This window comes from Micromonospora taraxaci (assembly GCF_007830095.1).
Classification (GTDB): Bacteria; Actinomycetota; Actinomycetes; order Mycobacteriales; family Micromonosporaceae; genus Micromonospora; species Micromonospora taraxaci.
On sequence record NZ_VIWZ01000001.1, the window covers coordinates 5604358 to 5622197 of the forward strand.

Consider the following 17840-nt stretch of genomic DNA (forward strand, 5'->3'; position numbering starts at 1 on the left):
CGGCAACAGCGGATTCGGTTCGAGCTCACCTGCATGTTCAGGGACAGAAGCGACGAGGCGGGCGGTCATGGTGGGGCAAGGGACAGATGGGGCGCTGGTCGGTGCGTTGGAGGTGTTCGGCGCGGTCCGTCCGCGGCTCTTCGGCATCGCCTACCGGATGCTCGGAAGTGTCGCAGAGGCCGAGGACGTCGTGCAGGAGGCCTGGCTTCGGTGGCAACAGACCGATCGCAGCCAGGTACGGGACCCTGTCGGGTTCCTGGTAACGACGACTTCCCGGCTCGCTCTGAACGCTGCGACCTCGGCTCACGCCCGACGCGAGCTGTATCCCGGACCGTGGCTACCCGAGCCCGTCGACACCGCCGCCGACCCAACGCTGCAGGCCGAACGCACCGAGTCACTCGAACTCGCCGTGCTGCTCCTGTTGGAACGGCTCACCCCGACCGAGCGAGCGGTGTACGTGCTGCGCGAGGCGTTCGACTACCCGTTTCGGCGCATCGGGGAGGTGCTCGACGTCAGCGAGGCGTACGCACGGCAACTCGGTCGACGCGCCCGCACGCACCTGGTCCAGCAGCGGCGCGTTCGGGTCGCGCGCGCTGACCACGATCGACTGCTGCGGGCCATTCTTGCCGCCGCCCGCTCCGGTGAGCTGACCCGGCTTGAGGAACTGCTCGCCGAAACAGCCACCTCCTACGCCGACGGCGGCGGCTTCGTGCGGGCGGCCCAGGTGCCCATCGTCGGACGTGACAACGTCGCGCGTTACGTCCTGGGACTGATGCGGAAGTTCGGCGACGGTGTCTCACTGGAGATCGTCGAATCCAACGGCCAGGCCGCGCTCCTCGCCTCACGGCGCGGAACAGCGATTGCGTTGGTCACCATCGAGGCATCCCCCGCCGGAATCGAACGACTGTTCATCATCCTCAACCCACAGAAACTAACCCAGTTCCAGCGCTGACCGAACGCACCATCGAGTAGGACGGTGAGATCGTTGCTTCGTGGCGAAGTCGCTTGACCTACATCTGGAGTTCGATCGGGGTGCGGGTTTCCCGGGTCGTTCGCTGGAAAGCGCGTTACGGGAGAGCATTCGGACCGGCCGGCTGCGGGCCGGGTCGCGTCTACCGGGGAGCCGGAGCCTAGCCGCAGACCTGGGCTTGGCCCGGGGCACTGTGGTGCAGGCGTACGCGCAGTTGGTGGCGGAAGGGTGGCTGGTGGCGGCACCCGGCTCGGGCACCCGGGTCGCGGACGTGCTCCATGACCCGCCCGTCTCGCGCGGGCAACCGCGGCCGTCGCCCACGCCCGGCCCGATGATCGAGTTGCGGCCGGGCATTCCCGATCTCGGTTCGTTCCCTCGAACGGCTTGGGCGGACAGTGTCCGCCGGGCGCTGACAACGGCTTCCCGCGGCACGCTGGACTACCCCGAGCCGACGGGGCTGCCGGAGTTGCGGATGGCGGTGGCCGGTTATCTCGCGCGCACCCGTGGAGTTCTCTGCGACCCGGACGCGGTGGTGATCACGGCGGGCTTCACCCAGGGTCTCTCCCTGCTGGCGCGAACGCTGCACCGCCGCGGCGTACGCGCCATCGCCACCGAGAACCCCGGTCTGGCCCCGCACCGCATGGTGCTTCGCGCCGCGGGCCTGACGGTTACCCCGCTCACTGTCGGCGCAGGCGGCGCCAACCCCGACGACGCGGCGGGTCAGGCCGCGCTGCTCACCCCGGCGCACCAGCACCCGACCGGCGTGGTTCTCGCTCCCGGCCACCGCTACCGGCTCATCGCCTGGGCACGGGAGCGCGACGCGATCCTGATCGAGGACGACTACGACGGCGAGTTCCGCTACGACCAGCGGCCGGTGGGCGCCATGCAGGCGTTAGCGCCAGAGCGAATCGTGTACGCCGGCAGCACGAGCAAGTCGCTGGCGCCGGGCATCCGCCTGGGCTGGTTCGTCGTGCCCGAGCCTCTGCGTCGCGAACTGACGACGACGATCCTGGAGGCCGGTGCCGCCGTCTCCGCGATCGACCAGCTGGCCATGGCCGACCTGCTCGCGCACGGCGACTACGACCGGCACATCCGCCGCATGCGCCTGACCTACCGGCGCCGCCGGACCGAGCTGGCCAGCCGCCTGGCCGAGGTGACGCAGACCCCACTGGAGGGCATCGCGGCCGGCATGCACGCACTGCTGCCGCTGGCGTCCGCGGCACAGGAGCGCTGGCTGATTCAGGCCGGTCGCCGCCGAGGGCTGCACCTGATCGGCCTGCACAGCAACGCCTACTGGCACGATCCGGTGGATGAGCGGCAGGCGGCGGCCCTGGTCCTCGGGTACGCGGCGCCACCGGCTCATGCGTGGCAGGAGGCACTGTCCGGACTTTGCCAACTGGTCCAACAGGCTGCTCCCTAACTGGTCCATCCCGTTGGTCCGGTCAGAGATACGTTCGATCCATGCAGACAATGAACATCGGGAACAACGAGGTCGTGCTGCTGGGCACGGCGATGCCGCCGGAACTGCCCCAGGGCTCGCATGTAATGACAGCGACGATCGAACTGCCACCGGGCGACCCGGGCACGCCACCACACCGGCACTCCGGACCGGTCTTCGGCTACATGCTCGAGGGCGAGATGATCTTCGAGTTGGAGGGCGAGCCCGAACGGGTGATCAAGGCTGGCGAGGCGTTCTGGGAGCCTGGCGGCGACGTCATCCACTACCGGTCCGCCAACAACCTGCCCGATCGGGTGAGCAAATTCCTGGTCGTCATGGTGTGCGCGCCCGGCCGGGAAATGCTGGTGCTGGTGAGCCCTGAGGAGCTCGAACAGCGCAAAGACCGCCGCACATTCCGGCCGAACTGACGGAGAAGCACAGTCATGCGTATCGTTCTCGCCGGTTCGACCGGCGTCATTGGCCGCCGGCTCGAACCGCTCCTGACCGCCCAGGGGCATGAGGTCATCGGGTTGGCCCGCAACGGCCCGCTCGCTGTCGACGTGCTCGACCGCGACGCGGTGGTGGCAGCGGTTCGCGACGCCCGGCCGGACGTCGTGATGCACCAGCTGACCAGTCTGAGCACGGGCGACCTCGCCGCCAATGCGCGGCTGCGTCGGGACGGGACCCGCAATCTGGTCGACGCGGCGCTCGCTGCCGGGGTACGCCGGATCGTGGCTCAGAGCATCGCCTGGGCGTACGAGCCGGGCGCCGATCCCGCGACCGAAGAGACCCCGCTCGACCTCGGCGCCGAAGAGCCGCGACAGACCAGTGTGGCCGGTGTCGCCGCGCTCGAATCCGCCGTCCGGGAGGTGCCCGAGTGGGTCGTGCTGAGGTACGGCACCCTCTACGGCCCTGACACCTGGTACGCCCGCGACGGTCTGATGGCCCAGTTCGCCGCCGCCGGCAGGGTCCCCGCCGACGCGGACGTGAGCAGCCTGCTGCATGTCGACGACGCCGTCGCTGCCGCGGCCGCGGCACTGGAGTGGCCGGCCGGCGTCGTCAACGTCTGCGACGACGAGCCCGCCGCCGCCTCGCAGTGGGTGCCCGCGTTCTGCGCGGCGGCCGGCGTCCCAGCACCTCCGGTGACGGCGGGCGAGCGGCACGGCTGGGCGCGGGGAGCGAGCAACCAGTTCGCCCGCACACACGTCGGCTGGGTACCGGCCCATCCCTCTTGGCGAAAGGGATTCGCCACCCTGTGAACCGGGGGGCGCCCACCTCGCCGAGGGAGCTCACGTACATCGGGCGCGCCCGCGTCACCCCCCCCCCCCCCCCCCCCCGGGTCGGTCAATGGCCGGTCGGCGGGTCGCCCGGGCGCGGCCGTGAGCCCATCGGCTGGCGAAGGCGCTCGATCAACTCGCGGGCGGCCTCGGCGTACCGCCGGTCCGATCCAGATGGGCGGTGTCCCTGAATCGGTGGCGGAACACTGTCGCCAGGCAGCGGCACCACATCGGCGGGATCTCGGAGCCGGCGGTCCACTGTTGCCGCGGGCTGGCCGGCGGTGACCGGCGCGGCTCTCCGGTGGGCGCTGAATATCCAGCCGCCAATCGAGTCGGTGTCGCGCCACAGGTTCACCCACCGCCACCCGACGCGAGCACCGATCTCGTGCAGCACCTCGTCGTCGACGAAGGCGGGGAACAGTCGCGCGTAGAGGCGGCTCAGTGGTGACCCATGGGTGAGGAGAGCGACTCCGCTGCTGACCTGGGGCGGTAACTGGAGCACTGTCGCGGCGGCCAGGACCGAACCGTGGCTGTGTGCGGTGAGCAGCACGAGGTTGCCGCGTCCGACCAGGTACGTGATTCGTCGGGTCAGCTCCGGCACGGCTCGTTCTGCGTAGCAGGGTGGTGCGAACGGGTGGGCGGCCCGGGGCCAGAACGTGCCCAGGTCCCACAGGACACCAACGTGGCGCCTGAATTCGACTGTCCGGTAGGCGAAGATTCCGCCGATGATCAGACCGAGGATGATCGCGGCGATCCCCCAGCTCCCGAACGCGATGGAGAAGGTGATCAGATCGCCGGGCAGCCGTGCGTACCGCTGCACAGATTCGTTCGGGAGTAACTCCAGCAGACCGAGGGTGGTGGTGGCCGTACCGACCCCGGCCAAACAGGCGTAGACCACCGCCAAGGGGATCAGTCTCTCCGTGAAACGAGCCCTGGCTATCGCCTTCTGCACCTGCCGCAGTCGGGGCGCTGCTCCGGGCGGGCGGCCCGGGTAGTCGCAGGCTACGACCGCCGCCGCGGCACGGAGTCGGCGGCGTCGGGAGATGAGGATTACCGGAACGGCTACTACCAGCGTGAACAGCACTGTCCGGAAAAACCCGAAGATCGCCCAGGTGAGTGCCGGTGGCAGACCGGAGGCCAAGCCCTCTCCGGTCGGGGCGTCGCGGTCCAGGAAATCCGCCACCCGGTAGACCAGCTCGCCGGACACCGCCACCGCCAGACTGACCGCGCTGGCCGCGATCACTAGTGCGCCCAGCCCGAGCAGCGGGATGGCGTCCCGCCGCCGGTCCCGGCCCCAGAGCAACACAGCCCCGAGGATGGCCAGCAGAATCGTCTGCGAGACGAACAGCGAGGTGAGAATGGCGCCGTAGCCGGGTAATCCGCCCCCCTCATGCCACGGCGCGGGGCTAGCCAGGACGTGGACTGTCACCACAACGGTCAGGGCCACGGCGACCGTCCGCGCCGTGCGGGTGATTCGGTCCAGTCGCTGATTCGAGGCAGCCCGGTCGATCAACGGGGGTACGCAGAGCAGGACCACGCAGGTGGTCAGCACGGTCCCGGCGGCCACGGCCAGCGCGATGGTGCTCGCCGAGGCACCGGTTGCGGCGCGGGCGGCGAGCAGAGTGACGTCCAGTGTCGCGAACGCCGCCGCGACGTGAATCGAGCGCAGCCGACCCACCAGTGGCCCGGCGTCCCATTGGCCGATCCCGCTGAGTCGATGCTCGGAGACCTCGTCCGCGGGAGCGCGGAACGCGTCGAACATTTTCCCTGGTCGCGTGCTGGCCCGCCAGAGCAGGCCGATGGCGATGGCCGGAACCACCGCGAGCACCGCGAGGCGCAGGCCCACTGGTTGCCCACCCAACCAGGACAACCAGGTGCGCCCGGCCAGGCAGTGTGCCGAGCCCATGCACTTCCACGCGACCAGGTCCAACGCGACGCCGGCAAAGGCGAGCACATACAGCGCGGTGATTGTGAGCGCTAGTAACCGGCACAGGGATCTGACTATCGCATCCGAGCCAGGGTTCGCCGGTCGCATCCAAATCGCCAGGTTGGCCAGCATGAACGGCAGTAGGAACACCAGCGAGAGTGTTCGGACCACGGTTCCGGAGGGCAGATCAGCCCAGCGGTACGCCTCCACCGTCACCCGTTCGCCGCTGCTGCACGAACAGTGGCGGCGGGGCCGGTAAAAACCCCCGCTGCGGTCGCCGGCGACCTGCTCTACCTCCGAAACCTCCAAAACCTGGCCAGCGCTTGTGTTGGCAGCCCCGTGTACACGCAGCTCCACCACGTCGTCGGACATCTCCGGCCCGCTCGACCGCGCTGATGCACCCGACATCGGCCCCTCCCGGAGCATTTTCGGCGGCAAAGCCGGGTGACCCAGCCGGGGCCCCTCGCCACTGGCGGCGGTGTACCCCGCCCTACCGCGACGAACCGTGGCCCGGCAGACCGTTCCCGCTCCTTTTACTCGGTCAACGGTCAGCGGCCTGTGGTCGACACTCGGGCGACGAGACCGCCGAGGATGAGGGCCAGGCCCGCCTCGAAGGCGGATTCGTGACCGATGAGCGGCACACCCGCGCTCAGCTCAGAGGCTCGACCGTGCGGTTGCCCAGGGCGGAGGTGAGTCGCACCGGGACCACCGTCTCCTTGGCGATTGCCGGGCATTCCTTGCCGGCCGCCTCGGGTAGCAGTCCGACGCGGATCCGGAGGCGCACCACCGTTTCACTCTCTGTCACTTCCGGGTCGGCGCCGTAACAGTCGGCCGGTCCGGCCGTCACGGTGACCTCGATGGTTCGATCGTCGACACTGCGCCAGTCGCGCCACTGAACAACCTGCGCGTCGATCAGGTCACTCCGGGTCGGCAACGCTTTCGGCCGTGTCGGTCCGGTCGGCGCTCGGACGCCCGACGTGTCGCTGCCGGGCTCGGCTGCGGAGCCACAGGCGCTCAGTGCGGCCACCACAGCCAGCAGCCAGACAGCCAGTGGAAGTGGTGGCCGCATTCTCATCGACTCAACTTACCAATCAGCGTTGGCGGCATTCATCGCGTCGACGACAGCCTGGTCGAAGTATGGCCCCTTGTTGACGCCCTCGCTGTTCACGGTGGACATGACCGAGCGGACCGACCCGAGTCCGCTGGCGTTGTCGTAATTCCAGGTCCACGGTCCGCCCGAGGAGCCACCTCCGAAGTTGCAGGTTATCTTGGACCTGTTGTCCAAGATGCTGTTGTCGGTGGCAGTGCCCCAGCAAGCCCACATGACGTTGCCGCCGTCACGGTTGCTCGGATATCCGAAGATCGACGTGTCGAACTCGGTGCCACCGTTGTAGACCAGGCCGTGCCCACCGATGGTGTTGACGACTGTCGTGTTCCAGTCGCCGCCGGAGTAGGTGGTCACGAAGCCGACGTCCCGGTTGAGGTTGCTGTTGTTGATCCACTCGTTGAAGGTCCGCAGCCAGTACGCCTGGAAGCGGCCGACCGGGTCGTGGTCGGCGTTGAAGGCGTTGTATCCCGGCACGAAGACGAGGTTCTGCAGCCAGGTGCCGCCTTGTCCGTCATGGACACAGTGACCGGCGGTGATCAGCACCCGCTTGGACGACGTGTTGATCGCTGACGCCGAGCACCACGAGCCACTTTCGTAGCCACCGATGAACAACTTGCCGTTGGTGATCGAGAAGTTCGTCACCGGCGGCGGCGCGTTGGTCACACTCTGCGAGATCCGAGCGGCCACCGGCTTCGCCGCGACCTCGGCCGCCTTGCTGGCCACGGCTCGGGCCTTGTTCTCGACCCATTCCGCATCTCCGGGGGCATCCAGCGACCTGGCTGCCTTCATCCGTTCCGGCGTCCAGTACGCCAACACCTCGGGGTCTCCGCCGGTGCGCTCGAACGACTTCAACTGTGCGGGCGTGTAGTTGCGCACCGCTTTGTCACCCGGCAGCCGCACCGGGGCAGGCGCACTGCTGGTGCTCAGATCGGAGCCGCTGATCCGGGCCGGCGAGGGGTCCGCACCGGCGGGAGCGCCGGCGGGGGCGGTGAGTAAGGCGATTGTTGCGACGGCCGCAGCCAGTGCGGCGGCCCCCAGGCGTCTCAGGCTTCTCGGACAACGGATTGTGGTTGACGAATCCATCCGGCTGACTCCCCCTGTTCAGCAACCGTTTCCGGCGCTCTCGAAGCCGTCTTCATGCCGCTCGGCGACGGCTGCCATCGAGAGGTGAAGCTACCGAAGGAATCGTTATACATCTATGCTATTTCATGAACAGCAAGTGCGCGAAGGGCTACCGAGAGAGATCGAATCAGTGTGACCTGCATGCACAAACATCAATGTGTCCTTGGACACAGCCTCGTGCCGTCCGTCATGTGCGCCACCGGGCGGCCGACGTGCTCGACGACCCGCACCCGCAGCCAGGCCGGTGAGTCGGCATGAGCAAGGGATCCGCGCAACCATCGCGGTGGCGGTGACCGCCGCGAGCGTCACCGACACCGTGATCGGCGTCAACGGCACGTTGATGCCGCACCGGCGCGAACCTACTTCGCCAAGCCGAGCGGCTGGGGAATGCCCGCGGGTGCACGCCAGCGGCAACCAGAACGTCATGGCGTCAATCGCCCGCCCCGTCCTCCTCATTGGGCGGTTCCACCCGCTGATCCATGGACGGTGTAGGACGAGGTTCGTTGATCGGCAGCTGATCATGACCTTCGCAGCCGCCCCCAATCTGCTCCCAATGCAAGCCGCACATACGGCGAAGCCCGTTACCGACCACTCCGGTAACGGGCTTCTGACCTGCGAAAACTGAGAGTGGGCGATGCTGGTATCGAACCAGCGACCTCTTCGGTGTGAACGAAGCGCTCTCCCACTGAGCTAATCGCCCTCAGCGACACTGACTCTACCCGATCGTGGAACCGGACCGGAAATCCGGGGTCAGTGCGTCGCGAGGTAGTGCATCGCCTCGGCGATCACGTCGATGCCGAGGCTGTACTTGAGGGACAGCCAGACCACTGTGGCGACGAAGACGAGGCCGACGGAGCCGAGCACGATTCGCACGCCGAGTGACTGTCGCGTCACCCACTGCGTCCAGCCGTGGACGTGTCGGCGGGTGAAGCCGAGCAGCCGGCGCGCCCAGTGGTATTCGACGGCCCAGATGCCCAGCCCGGCGATGACCAGCAGCCAGCCCGGCCCGGGTAGCGGGATGAGGGCGATGCCGATGGTCACCACGAGCGCCCCGGCGATCGCAATGAAGATCTTGAGTGCGATGCGGCCGGTGGGGTTGGCTCGGATGAGGTCGAGGGTCATCGAGATCCGTTCACGCCAGCGTGGTCGGCGCGGCCGGTCCGCGACGACGAGGATCCCACCGGCACGGCCGGCATCGAGCCCCGGCCGATCGGCCCGTTCGGGCTGTTCCATCGGCACTTCGTACCCCCGCTTTTCGGCTACTCGGACCGCGACGTTCGGCGGGCCGGGCGCTGTCGCCGGATCCACTGAGGATCGCTTCGCCACCATTTCACCCCCCAGTGTCGCTCGGGCCCGTCACTGCAACGCCCGACTGGACGTTACCGGAGTAAGTCGACGACTGAGCCACCCGATGCCGGGCGGGATCACGCACTGGGCAGAACCGGAAATCCTACATGAATCCTCACATTCACGCGGCCTTTCCGTCCCCCTTCCCACCACTGGGTGAAGTCAGCGTATGGCGGAGCGTAGCCAGGAGTAGCACCTGAGTATGGGAAAAGCGGGACACGCGCGTTCCGCAGCGGTGCCGGGGGGAGAACGTCCATGAGTGTCATCCGACCGACGACCGTAGAGGTCGAGACGTCGCTAAGGCTCGTCGCGCCTGACGCCACCGCCTTGCCGGTGCGTGCCAGTCTGCGTTACGACCCTGCTGACCCGTATGCGGTCCATGTCCTGTTCCATGCCGAATCGGCCGGGGGCGAGGCGGTGAGTTGGTCGTTCGCTCGCGAACTTCTGGTCACCGGCCTGGACGAGCCGGCCGGCATCGGGGATGTGCGGGTCTGGCCCTGGGCCACACCGCGCGGCGATTTCGTCGCGCTGGCCCTCTCGTCACCGGACGGCAACGCCCTCTTCGAGGTGCCGCGCAGCGTCCTGGTGCGTTTCCTTCGACGGACGTACGTCGTCGTCCCGCGCGGCCGTGAGGCCGAGCACCTGGACGTCGACACGGCGGTGACCCGGCTGCTCGCCGGTCGCTGACCGCCCGAAAGAGCAACACCGGCCAACCCGGGGCCGCGCGGATCTGCCGAGTCCGCGCGGCCCTGGCACACCTGGGGGTACGCGGACAGCCTCACCCGGGCCAGCCGGTGCTCAGCCGTGCGTGGTGATGCCTCCGTCGACGGGAATGACCGCGCCGGTGAGGTACGCGCCGGCGCGCGAGGCGAGGTAGATGGCGGCGCCGGCCATGTCCTCCGGGCGGCCGATGCGGCCCAGCGGCACCTGCTGCTCGATGGCGGCCCGGCTCTCCGGGTCGTCGAGCGCGAACGCCATCATCTTGCTCTCGAACGGGCCGGGCGCGATCGCGTTGACGGTGATCTGCTCGCCGGCCAGTTGGTGGGCCAGGCTGCGGGTGAGCATGTGTACGGCGGCCTTGGTGGCCGAGTACGCGTACACCTCCATCCACGGCACCCGGATGCCGTCGATCGACCCGATGTTGATCACGCGGGCCGGGTCGTCGGCGTTGGCGGCGGCGCGGAGCGCCGGCAGCAGCGCGGTGGTGAGCCGGAAGACGGCCTTGACGTTGACCGCCCAGAGCTTGTCGAACGCGGCCTCCGGGTAGTTCTCCAGCGGCGCACCCCAGGTGGCACCCGCGTTGTTGACCAGCACGTCGAGCCGGTCGAAGCGTTCACGCACGGCGGCGGCGAGCGTCTCGGCGCCGGTGTCGTCGCTCAGGTCGGCGGGGATGGCCTCGCAGCGACCCTCGGCGGAGAGTTCCTTGGCGACCGCCTCGCACACGTCGGCCTTGCGGGACGAGATGACGACGTGCGCGCCGGCACGGACGAAGCCCTGGGCGATCATCAGGCCGATCCCCCGCGACCCGCCGGTGACCAGGACCGTCTTGCCTTCGACCGAGAACAGTTGAGTCATGCCCATCCCATCGCGTGTCGGCGGGGCCGCCGGCCGGTCGGTCGACCGACGGTGCGTCGGCCGGACCGTCGGACCAAACAGCGCTACCGCCGGGTAACGTAGCCCGGTCACGGGACCACGACAAGCCCGCGCCGACGCGTTGACTCCGGCGCGCAGACCGACCGGGATGCGATGACCTGCGGTTCGGGCTACCGTCGCAGGCGATGGTCTCCACCGATCCCGCCCCCGCGTCATCGATCGGAACGGCGTCACCCGTGCCCGACGAGATTGCCACGTTCGCGCTGGCCGACCTCTCCGGTTCCCCGGGCTGGCGTCGACCGGTGATCGTCGAACGGGAACTGCTGATCCTCACCACGCGTGGGCACGGCGACGCCGAACTCGACTTCCACCTGCTCCCCTGTCGGCCCGGCACGCTGCTGCGGGTCCGCGCCGGCCAGGTGCTGCGCTGCGCCGGCCGGCAGTTCGACGCCACAGTGGTCGCGTGGGCACCCGAGGCGTTGCGCGGTTTCGGCGTCGAACTGGACACACCGGTGACCTGGCGGCAGTTGGCCGGTGAGGACGAGGACGCGGTGATCAGCGAGGTGAGCCAACTGGCTGTGGACTGTCAACGACACCCCGACAGCCTCACCGCCCGCGCGCTGCTCCGTCACCAACTGGCCGTGCTGCTGCTGCGGCTGGCCCTGGCGAACGCCGACCGGTCGACGCCCCGACCCGAGGACGAGACGTTCCACAGGTTCCGGCGGGAGGTGGAGCACGGCTACCCGCACACCCGGCGGGTGGAGGACTACGCGGCCAGCCTCCGCTGCTCGGTGCGGACCCTGACCCGGGCCTGCCTGGCCGTCACAGGTCGCAGCGCCAAGCAGGTCATCGACGAGCGGGTCGCGTTGCAGGCCGGCCGGCTACTCGCCGCGACCGACCAGCCGATCGCCCAGATCGGTCGGCACCTCGGCTTCTCCGAACCCACGAACTTCGGCCGCTTCTTCACCCGGGAGGTCGGGGTCAGCCCCGGCGCGTTCCGCGCCGCCAGGGATCAGCCCGCCGCCCGGGTGGTCCGGCCCCGGCCTCCGGCCGAGCCCAGCGGCGCCAACGGCGGCAGGTTCCGCGCCGTCGGCACGACGAACGGCGGCCACGCCACGCGACGCGGGTCGCCCAGCGCACCGACGGGCGACACCGGCCGGGCATGATGGCACTGTGCAGATCTCCGCGCGCGGCGACTACGCGGTACGGGCAGCGCTGAGCCTCGCCACCGCGTACCCCTCGCTGCTGTCCACCCAGGCCATCGCGGCGGAGCAGGACATGCCCCGCAAGTTCCTGGAGGCGGTCCTGGCGGACCTGCGCCGGGCCGGCATCGTGCGTGCCCAGCGCGGCGCCGAGGGCGGCTACACCCTGGCCCGTCCGCCGCGCGAGGTGACCGTCGGCGCGGTGCTGCGCGCGGTGGAGGGGCCGTTGGCCGGGGTACGCGGGCTGCGCCCCGAGGAGACCCGCTACGAGGGCTCGGCGGAGAACCTGCCCGGCCTGTGGGTGGCGGTGCGTGCCGCCGTGCGGCGGGTCGTCGACGAGGTGAGCCTCGCCGAGATCGTCAGCGGTCGACTGCCCGCCCACGTCCGCAAGCTCACCGCGATGCCCGACGCGTGGGAGCCTCGTTGACCGTCGCGTCACAACGTCCGTACCACCTCCGGGGTGCTGAGCCGGGGCAGCCGGTCACCTGACGGGTCCGGGCCGGAACGGCCCACGTTCATGATCAGCATCGCCTCGTGCCGCCCGTCGGGAAAGAACTCCCCTGTCACACCGGTGGCATCGAACCCGGCCATCGGGCCGGCGGCCAGCCCCGCCGCGCGGACCCCGACGATCAGGTAGCCGATCTGCAGGGTCGCGTTGAATCGGGCCTGCTCGACGCGCGCCGCCCGGTCCGCGAGCCAGTCCCGGGCCTGCGGGCGGTACGGATAGAGCTCCGACAGCCGCTGGTGGAAGTCCACGTCGGCGGCGAGGATCGCGGTCAGCGGGGCGCTGGCCGTCTTGGCCCGGTTGCCGCTGGACAGGTACGGCAGCAGCCGGGCCCGGGACTCCGGCGAGCGCAGCAGCAGCACGCGCAGCGGCTGACCGTTGTACGCGGTCGGCCCGTACCGGATGAGGTCGTGGATCGCCGCGACCTGCGCGTCGGTGACCGGCTCGTCGGTGAACGTGTCTGCTGTTCGGGCCTCCCGGAACAGCAGATCCTGGGCGGCCCGGTCCAACGCGAGCAGGTCCGGCGCGCGCAGCGCTCGCGGCTCGGCCACGCCTGTCCCGGGATGCTCCACGGTGGTCATGCCGACACCAGTGTCGACGCCGCGTACGCGCTGACCGGCCGGGGCAGGCCGTAGTGCTCGCGCAGCGTCCGGCCGGTGTACTCGGTGCGGAACAGGCCGCGGGCGCGCAGCACCGGCACCACGTGGTCGACGAAGTCGGCGAGCCCGCCGGGCAGGTGCGGCGGCATGATGTTGAACCCGTCGGCGGCGCCCTTGGTGAACCACAGCTCGATCTGGTCGGCGATCTGCTCGGGGGTGCCGGCGACCACCCGGTGGCCCCGGCCGCCGCCGAGCCGGCCGATCAGCTGGCGGATGGTGAGCCGCTCCCGGCGGGCCAGGTCGGTGACGAGCTGGTAGCGGCTCTGGTGGGCCTGCACACTGTCGGTGTCGGGCAGCTCCGGCAGCGGCCCGTCCAACGGCAGGCCGGTGAGGTCGACGCCGAGGATCCCGGAGAGCTGGGCGAGGGCGTAGTCGGGGACGATCAGCTCCTCCAACTCGGCGGCCAGCGCCCGCGCCTCGGCCTCGGTGCCGCCGATGACCGGTGCGATGCCGGGCAGGACCTTCACCAGGTCCGGGTTCCGGCCAGCGGCGGTGACCTGCCGGCGCAGCTCCGCGTAGAAGCCCTGCCCGTCGGCGAGGGTCTGCTGGGCGGTGAAGACCGCCTCGGCGTAGCGGGCGGCGAAGGCGATGCCGTCCGGTGACGAGCCGGCCTGCACCAGCAGCGGTCGACCCTGCGGCCCGCGGGGGATGTTCAGCGGGCCGCGGACCTGGAACTCCGGCCCTCGATGGGCCACCTCGTGCACCCGGTCGGTGTCGGCGAACACCCCGGCCGTGGTGTCGAAGACCAGAGCGTCGTCCTCCCAGCTGTCCCAGAGCTTGATCGCGACGTCGACGAACTCGGCGGCCCGCCGGTACCGGTCGGCGTGCGCGGGGTGGGTGTCCCGGTTGAAGTTGACCGCCTCCCGTTCCTGGGCTGAGGTGACGATGTTCCAGCCGACCCGGCCGCCGCTGAGATGGTCCAGCGACGCGAACTTGCGGGCGGTGTGGAACGGCTCGTTGTAGGTGGTGGAGACCGTGGCGATGAGACCGACGTGCTCGGTCACCGCGGCGAGCGACGCGAGCAGCGTCAACGGTTCGAAGACGGCCTGGATGTTGTGTCGGGGGTTCGGCCCGACCGACAACCCGTCGGCGAGGAACAGCGAGTCGAGGGTGCCGCGTTCGGCGATGCGGGCCAGCTCCTGGAAGTGCCGCACGTCGGTGACCCGCCGTGGATCGGTGCGGGGGTGCCGCCAGGCGGCCTCGTGGTGGCCGACGCCCATCAGAAACGCGTTGAGGTGCAGGGTACGGGTCATTGGTGTCCGTCCTATCCGGCGGAGACGTCGACGCGCCACGTGGAGAAGCGACGTTCGAGGGCGACGAGGAGTTGGTTGACGACCAGGCCGATCGCGGAGATCGTGATGATCCCGGAGTACATGTCGGCGATGGCGAAGTTGTACTGCGCGTAGTTGATGAGGTAGCCCAGGCCGGCCTTCGCGCCGACCATCTCGGCCGCGACGAGCACGAGGATCGAGTACGCCCCGGCCAGTCGTACGCCGGTGAAGATGGTCGGCACCGCCGCCGGCAGGATCACCTTCTGGAACAACCGCAGGTGGTTCAGCCCCATCGAGCGGGCCGACCGGATCAGCAGCGGGTCGACGCCCTTCACCCCGGCGATGGTGTTCAGCAGGATCGGCCAGGAGCACGCGTACAGCACCAGGGCGATCTTCGAGGTCTCCCCCAGCCCGAGGATGAGCACGAACACCGGCAGCAGGGCCAAGGCGGCGGTGTTGCGGAACACCTCCAGCAGCGGGCTGAGCAGCTCCGCGAGCGGCCGGTACCAGCCGATCAGCAGCCCGAGCGGGATGGCGGTGAGCACCGCCAGGCCGAGCCCGGCCAGGGACCGGGTGAGGCTCGCCCCGACGTGCTCGGCGAGCTGCCCGCTGCGCAGCAACTCCCACCAGGCCACCAGCACCTCGGACAGCGGGGGCAGGAAGACCCGGTCCACCAGCCCCAGCCGGGGTGCCCCCTCCCAGATCGCGGCGAGCGCGGCGATCGCGACGCTGCGGTGCAGCACCTTCGCGCCGACGCCGAGCAACCGGCCCGCCCGCCCAGGAACGACATGGTCGGGTACGGGGGCCGCGCTCACCAGTCGGGCGGGACGTTCGGCGATGTCAACCAACGCGGGCCTCCTCGGTGTGGCGTACGCCGGTGCCCTCGGCCGCCTGGGCGGCCCGCACCTCGTCGCGCAGCAGGGTCCAGATCTGGTGCCGGTGGTGCCGGAACGCGTCGGTGGAGCGGACGTCCTCGACCGCGTCCCGGTCACCGAGGTCGATGTCGATGACCTGTTTGAGCCGTCCCGGTCGGGAGGTCAGCACCGCCACCCGCTGACCGAGGTAGACAGCCTCGTCGATGCCGTGGGTGATGAAGACGACGGTCTTGCCGGTGCGGGCCCAGATCCGCACCAACTCGTCCTGCAACGAGTCACGGGTCTGCGCGTCCAGGGCGGCGAACGGCTCGTCCATCAACAGCACGTCCGGGTCGTACGCGAGGCTGCGGGCGATGGCGACCCGCTGTTTCATCCCGCCGGACAACTCGTGCGGGTAGCGGTCGGCGAAGCCGCGCAGGCCGACCAGGTCCAGGTGGTGTTCGATCAGGGCCTGCCGCTCGGCCCGGGGCACGCCCTTGGCCTCCAGTCCGAACGCGACGTTGCCGGCTGCGGTACGCCAGGGCAGCAACGCGTACTGCTGGAAGACGATGCCCCGGTCCAGCCCGGGGCCGGTGACGGGCCGACCGTCGACGAGGACCTGCCCCGAGGTGGGCTGGGTGAGCCCGCCCAGCAGGTCGAGCAGGGTGGACTTGCCGCAGCCGCTGGGGCCGACGACGACCAGGAACTCGCCGGGGCGTACCCCGAGGGTCACCTGGTCCAGCGCGGTGACCGCGCCGGCGCCGCCACGCCGGGTGGCGCGGACTCCGAAGGTCTTGCTCACGCGGTCGAAAAGGATCTTGTCGGTGGTCACGCGCCGCCCCCGTCCACGAAGGGGTTGAACCGGTTGGTGTAGATGTCGGCGGGCTTGGGCCGGTCGCCCCTGAGCTCGCCCTCGGCGGCGAGCCAGTCGATCCAGGTGCCGAACTCCTGCTCGCTGATCACGCCACCCCGGCCGGCGACGCCGCTGCTCTTCCAGTACGCGACGAGCGACGGGTCCTCGTTGCGGCCCCGCTTGCCGATGATGTCCCGCATCCGGGCGACCACCGTCTCCCGGGGTTGGGTGCGGGCCCACTCGATGGCCTTGCCGACACCGGTGACGAACGCCTTGACGGTCTCCGGGTTGCGTTTGACGAAGTCGTCGCGGAAGACGTATGTGCCGCCGCTGAACGCGCCGAGCAGCGCGTAGTCGGTGAAGATGGTGCGGATGCCGCCGCCGGCCACCGCCTTGTCCCGGATCACCCCGCCGAGCACCGCGACGTCGATCTGCTTCTGCCGCAGCGATTGTTCGGTGTTGACCGGGGGCAGGGCGACCAACTCGACCTGCTTGACCTCGGCGGGGCTCAGGCCACCCCGGGCCAGCCAGGTCTTGAGCACGGCCTCGGCGTGCGCGCCGAGGGTGTTCATGCCGACCTTCCTGCCGATCAGGTCGCGAGGATTGCGGATCGGGCTGTCGTCCAGCACGTAGTAGCCCTGGAAGGTCTGCGCGTCGGAACCGTAGTAGCTGACCACGGCGGTGATCGGCGCGTTGGCGGCGGCGAGTTTGACGATGGCGCCGTTGAACGCGCCGCCGAAGTCGCTCTGTCCGGTGGCGGTGGCCTGGATGTCCTGCGGGCCGCCGGTGACGTTGCCGATCCAGTTGAGCGTGACGTCGCCGAGGTAGCCGAGGTCGGCGGCGAGTTCGGGCAGCGTGACCTGACCGACGGAGCCCTGGTAGCGCAGCTCCGTGGTCTGCTTGCCGCCGGCCGTGGCGTCACCACCGCAGCCGGTCGCGCCGGTGAGCAGGGTCAGCGTGGTGACGGTGGCGAGGGCGCGCAGGATCGCGCGACGGGGTGGGGACATGAGGAGTCTCCTGATCTGTCCACGATGGCAACGAGGACGCCCGGATGAGGGCGCGAAGGCACGCTGCTCCGCGTTGAGCGGGCGGGCGGTGGGAGTGCGGCGCTGGAACCGAGCCGGATGGACCGGTCAGCTCAACAGAGCGCGCTCGCGTGCCGGACCAGGTCGACGTGCACACGAGCGGTGAGGAGAAGCTCATCCCGCTGCGACATGACCTCATGCTGCCGGGGCCGAGACCGAGCGGTCAACGCCCTTCCAGAAGATGAGACTTGGATCGCCGCCGATGTTGCGAAGCGCCTTCAACAGCGTTTACCGCACCGAAACACCTATCTGTTGGATAGGGATTGCGAGTGTGTGGCCGGCACTGTCCAGGACGGACAGCGAGAGGGTTTCAAAGGTCGCCGGTCCGGGAATGTTCAATCTCGACACGGCAGGGAACGGTGACGAGGGGAGACCTCCGATGGGCCTCATGTTTCGCAAGCGCAAGAAGTACGGACCGATCATCCTGAACTTCACCGAGAACGGCTTCTCCTCGTGGAGCATCAAGATCGGGCGCTGGTCCTGGAACTCCAAGGCGCGGGCGCACCGGGTCGACCTGCCGGGTCCGCTGTCGTGGAAGCAGGACAAGGCCCGGTCGTAGCATCCCGGGAGTCGAGCGGGGTGCCGGTGATTCACCGGCACCCCGCTCGGCGTCTGGACCGGGCTGGCGT

19 protein-coding genes and 1 tRNA gene are annotated in these 17840 nt (G+C 69.7%); 8 read left to right on the top strand and 12 right to left on the bottom strand.

Going from position 1 to position 17840, the window contains the following annotated elements; all coding sequences use genetic code 11:
• Positions 1 to 67 precede the first annotated feature (67 nt).
• From sigJ to FHU34_RS25340, 4 genes are read left to right on the top strand one after another with little or no spacing between them, the layout of a single operon-like run.
• Complete coding sequence (gene sigJ / locus FHU34_RS25325) at positions 68 to 952, top strand: RNA polymerase sigma factor SigJ (RefSeq protein WP_145784750.1); 885 nt, start codon at positions 68 to 70, stop codon at positions 950 to 952.
• A 40-nt stretch (positions 953 to 992) separates the two neighbouring features.
• Positions 993 to 2390: a MocR-like pyridoxine biosynthesis transcription factor PdxR gene (gene pdxR / locus FHU34_RS25330; protein ID WP_145784751.1), complete on the top strand. Its 1398-nt coding sequence runs from the start codon at positions 993 to 995 to the stop codon at positions 2388 to 2390.
• 41 nt (positions 2391 to 2431) lie between these two features.
• Complete coding sequence (locus FHU34_RS25335; protein WP_145784752.1) at positions 2432 to 2836, top strand: cupin domain-containing protein; 405 nt, start codon at positions 2432 to 2434, stop codon at positions 2834 to 2836.
• Between the two features lie 15 nt (positions 2837 to 2851).
• The gene (locus tag FHU34_RS25340) at positions 2852 to 3667 is read left to right on the top strand and encodes an NAD-dependent epimerase/dehydratase family protein (protein WP_145784753.1); all 816 of its coding nucleotides are present in this window, start codon (positions 2852 to 2854) and stop codon (positions 3665 to 3667) included.
• A gap of 85 nt (positions 3668 to 3752) precedes the next feature.
• Here the strand turns inward: FHU34_RS25340 and FHU34_RS25345 are convergent, their stop codons facing one another.
• From FHU34_RS25345 to FHU34_RS25370, 5 genes are all read right to left on the bottom strand, one after another.
• On the bottom strand, positions 3753 to 5639 hold the full coding sequence (locus FHU34_RS25345) for a hypothetical protein (RefSeq protein ID WP_244311827.1): 1887 nt from the start codon (positions 5637 to 5639) through the stop codon (positions 3753 to 3755).
• Positions 5640 to 6261: 622 nt separating this feature from the next.
• On the bottom strand, positions 6262 to 6639 hold the full coding sequence (locus FHU34_RS25355; protein ID WP_244311828.1) for a hypothetical protein: 378 nt from the start codon (positions 6637 to 6639) through the stop codon (positions 6262 to 6264).
• A gap of 57 nt (positions 6640 to 6696) precedes the next feature.
• A complete protein-coding gene (locus tag FHU34_RS25360) occupies positions 6697 to 7596 on the bottom strand; it encodes a trypsin-like serine peptidase (RefSeq protein WP_244311829.1) in 900 nt (299 codons plus the stop codon).
• 874 nt (positions 7597 to 8470) lie between these two features.
• Positions 8471 to 8542: transfer RNA gene (locus tag FHU34_RS25365), tRNA-Val, on the bottom strand.
• A gap of 50 nt (positions 8543 to 8592) precedes the next feature.
• The gene (locus FHU34_RS25370; protein WP_208745075.1) at positions 8593 to 9171 is read right to left on the bottom strand and encodes a TIGR02611 family protein; all 579 of its coding nucleotides are present in this window, start codon (positions 9169 to 9171) and stop codon (positions 8593 to 8595) included.
• A gap of 273 nt (positions 9172 to 9444) precedes the next feature.
• Between FHU34_RS25370 and FHU34_RS25375 the strand changes: the two genes are divergently transcribed.
• Positions 9445 to 9876: an SsgA family sporulation/cell division regulator gene (locus tag FHU34_RS25375; RefSeq protein WP_053653619.1), complete on the top strand. Its 432-nt coding sequence runs from the start codon at positions 9445 to 9447 to the stop codon at positions 9874 to 9876.
• Between the two features lie 111 nt (positions 9877 to 9987).
• Here the strand turns inward: FHU34_RS25375 and FHU34_RS25380 are convergent, their stop codons facing one another.
• On the bottom strand, positions 9988 to 10764 hold the full coding sequence (locus FHU34_RS25380; protein WP_145784757.1) for a glucose 1-dehydrogenase: 777 nt from the start codon (positions 10762 to 10764) through the stop codon (positions 9988 to 9990).
• A gap of 203 nt (positions 10765 to 10967) precedes the next feature.
• Here FHU34_RS25380 and FHU34_RS25385 point away from each other — a divergent pair, with 203 nt between their 5' ends.
• On the top strand, positions 10968 to 11948 hold the full coding sequence (locus FHU34_RS25385; RefSeq protein ID WP_145784758.1) for a helix-turn-helix transcriptional regulator: 981 nt from the start codon (positions 10968 to 10970) through the stop codon (positions 11946 to 11948).
• 7 nt (positions 11949 to 11955) lie between these two features.
• Complete coding sequence (locus FHU34_RS25390) at positions 11956 to 12411, top strand: RrF2 family transcriptional regulator (RefSeq protein ID WP_145784759.1); 456 nt, start codon at positions 11956 to 11958, stop codon at positions 12409 to 12411.
• A gap of 8 nt (positions 12412 to 12419) precedes the next feature.
• On the opposite strand, the gene FHU34_RS25395 is transcribed toward FHU34_RS25390, so the two are convergent.
• From FHU34_RS25395 to FHU34_RS34305, 6 genes are all read right to left on the bottom strand, one after another.
• Positions 12420 to 13070 carry a malonic semialdehyde reductase gene (locus FHU34_RS25395; RefSeq protein WP_145784760.1) on the bottom strand — a complete coding sequence of 217 codons (651 nt, stop codon included), beginning with the start codon at positions 13068 to 13070 and terminating at the stop codon, positions 12420 to 12422.
• Positions 13067 to 14401 (bottom strand): LLM class flavin-dependent oxidoreductase, encoded by a 1335-nt coding sequence (locus FHU34_RS25400; protein WP_208745076.1) that lies wholly within the window; start codon positions 14399 to 14401, stop codon positions 13067 to 13069. Before FHU34_RS25400 ends, FHU34_RS25395 begins: the two co-directional genes overlap by 4 nt.
• Positions 14402 to 14412: 11 nt before the next feature.
• On the bottom strand, positions 14413 to 15267 hold the full coding sequence (locus FHU34_RS25405; protein ID WP_145784761.1) for an ABC transporter permease: 855 nt from the start codon (positions 15265 to 15267) through the stop codon (positions 14413 to 14415).
• Positions 15260 to 16105, bottom strand: coding sequence for an ABC transporter ATP-binding protein (locus FHU34_RS25410; RefSeq protein ID WP_145784762.1), 846 nt, complete (start codon positions 16103 to 16105; stop codon positions 15260 to 15262). The genes FHU34_RS25405 and FHU34_RS25410 overlap by 8 nt, the downstream gene beginning before the upstream one ends.
• Positions 16102 to 17133, bottom strand: a complete 1032-nt coding sequence (locus FHU34_RS25415) for an ABC transporter substrate-binding protein (protein ID WP_145784763.1) — start codon at positions 17131 to 17133, stop codon at positions 16102 to 16104. Before FHU34_RS25415 ends, FHU34_RS25410 begins: the two co-directional genes overlap by 4 nt.
• A gap of 131 nt (positions 17134 to 17264) precedes the next feature.
• Positions 17265 to 17342 carry a putative leader peptide gene (locus FHU34_RS34305; RefSeq protein WP_349881247.1) on the bottom strand — a complete coding sequence of 26 codons (78 nt, stop codon included), beginning with the start codon at positions 17340 to 17342 and terminating at the stop codon, positions 17265 to 17267.
• Positions 17343 to 17590: 248 nt separating this feature from the next.
• Between FHU34_RS34305 and FHU34_RS25420 the strand changes: the two genes are divergently transcribed.
• Positions 17591 to 17770 (top strand): DUF4236 domain-containing protein, encoded by a 180-nt coding sequence (locus FHU34_RS25420; RefSeq protein WP_088990736.1) that lies wholly within the window; start codon positions 17591 to 17593, stop codon positions 17768 to 17770.
• Positions 17771 to 17840: the final 70 nt, after the last annotated feature.

Coding starts and splice junctions, on each gene's coding strand:
- FHU34_RS25380 (WP_145784757.1), bottom strand. CDS start 10,764: ATGACTCAACTGTTCTCGGTCGAAGGCAAGACGGTCCTGGTCACCGGC.
- FHU34_RS25385 (WP_145784758.1), top strand. CDS start 10,968: ATGGTCTCCACCGATCCCGCCCCCGCGTCATCGATCGGAACGGCGTCA.
- FHU34_RS25400 (WP_208745076.1), bottom strand. CDS start 14,401: ATGACCCGTACCCTGCACCTCAACGCGTTTCTGATGGGCGTCGGCCAC.
- FHU34_RS25415 (WP_145784763.1), bottom strand. CDS start 17,133: ATGTCCCCACCCCGTCGCGCGATCCTGCGCGCCCTCGCCACCGTCACC.
- FHU34_RS25420 (WP_088990736.1), top strand. CDS start 17,591: ATGGGCCTCATGTTTCGCAAGCGCAAGAAGTACGGACCGATCATCCTG.
- sigJ (WP_145784750.1), top strand. CDS start 68: ATGGTGGGGCAAGGGACAGATGGGGCGCTGGTCGGTGCGTTGGAGGTG.
- FHU34_RS25370 (WP_208745075.1), bottom strand. CDS start 9,171: ATGGTGGCGAAGCGATCCTCAGTGGATCCGGCGACAGCGCCCGGCCCG.
- FHU34_RS34305 (WP_349881247.1), bottom strand. CDS start 17,342: ATGTCGCAGCGGGATGAGCTTCTCCTCACCGCTCGTGTGCACGTCGAC.
- FHU34_RS25395 (WP_145784760.1), bottom strand. CDS start 13,070: ATGACCACCGTGGAGCATCCCGGGACAGGCGTGGCCGAGCCGCGAGCG.
- FHU34_RS25340 (WP_145784753.1), top strand. CDS start 2,852: ATGCGTATCGTTCTCGCCGGTTCGACCGGCGTCATTGGCCGCCGGCTC.
- FHU34_RS25375 (WP_053653619.1), top strand. CDS start 9,445: ATGAGTGTCATCCGACCGACGACCGTAGAGGTCGAGACGTCGCTAAGG.
- FHU34_RS25335 (WP_145784752.1), top strand. CDS start 2,432: ATGCAGACAATGAACATCGGGAACAACGAGGTCGTGCTGCTGGGCACG.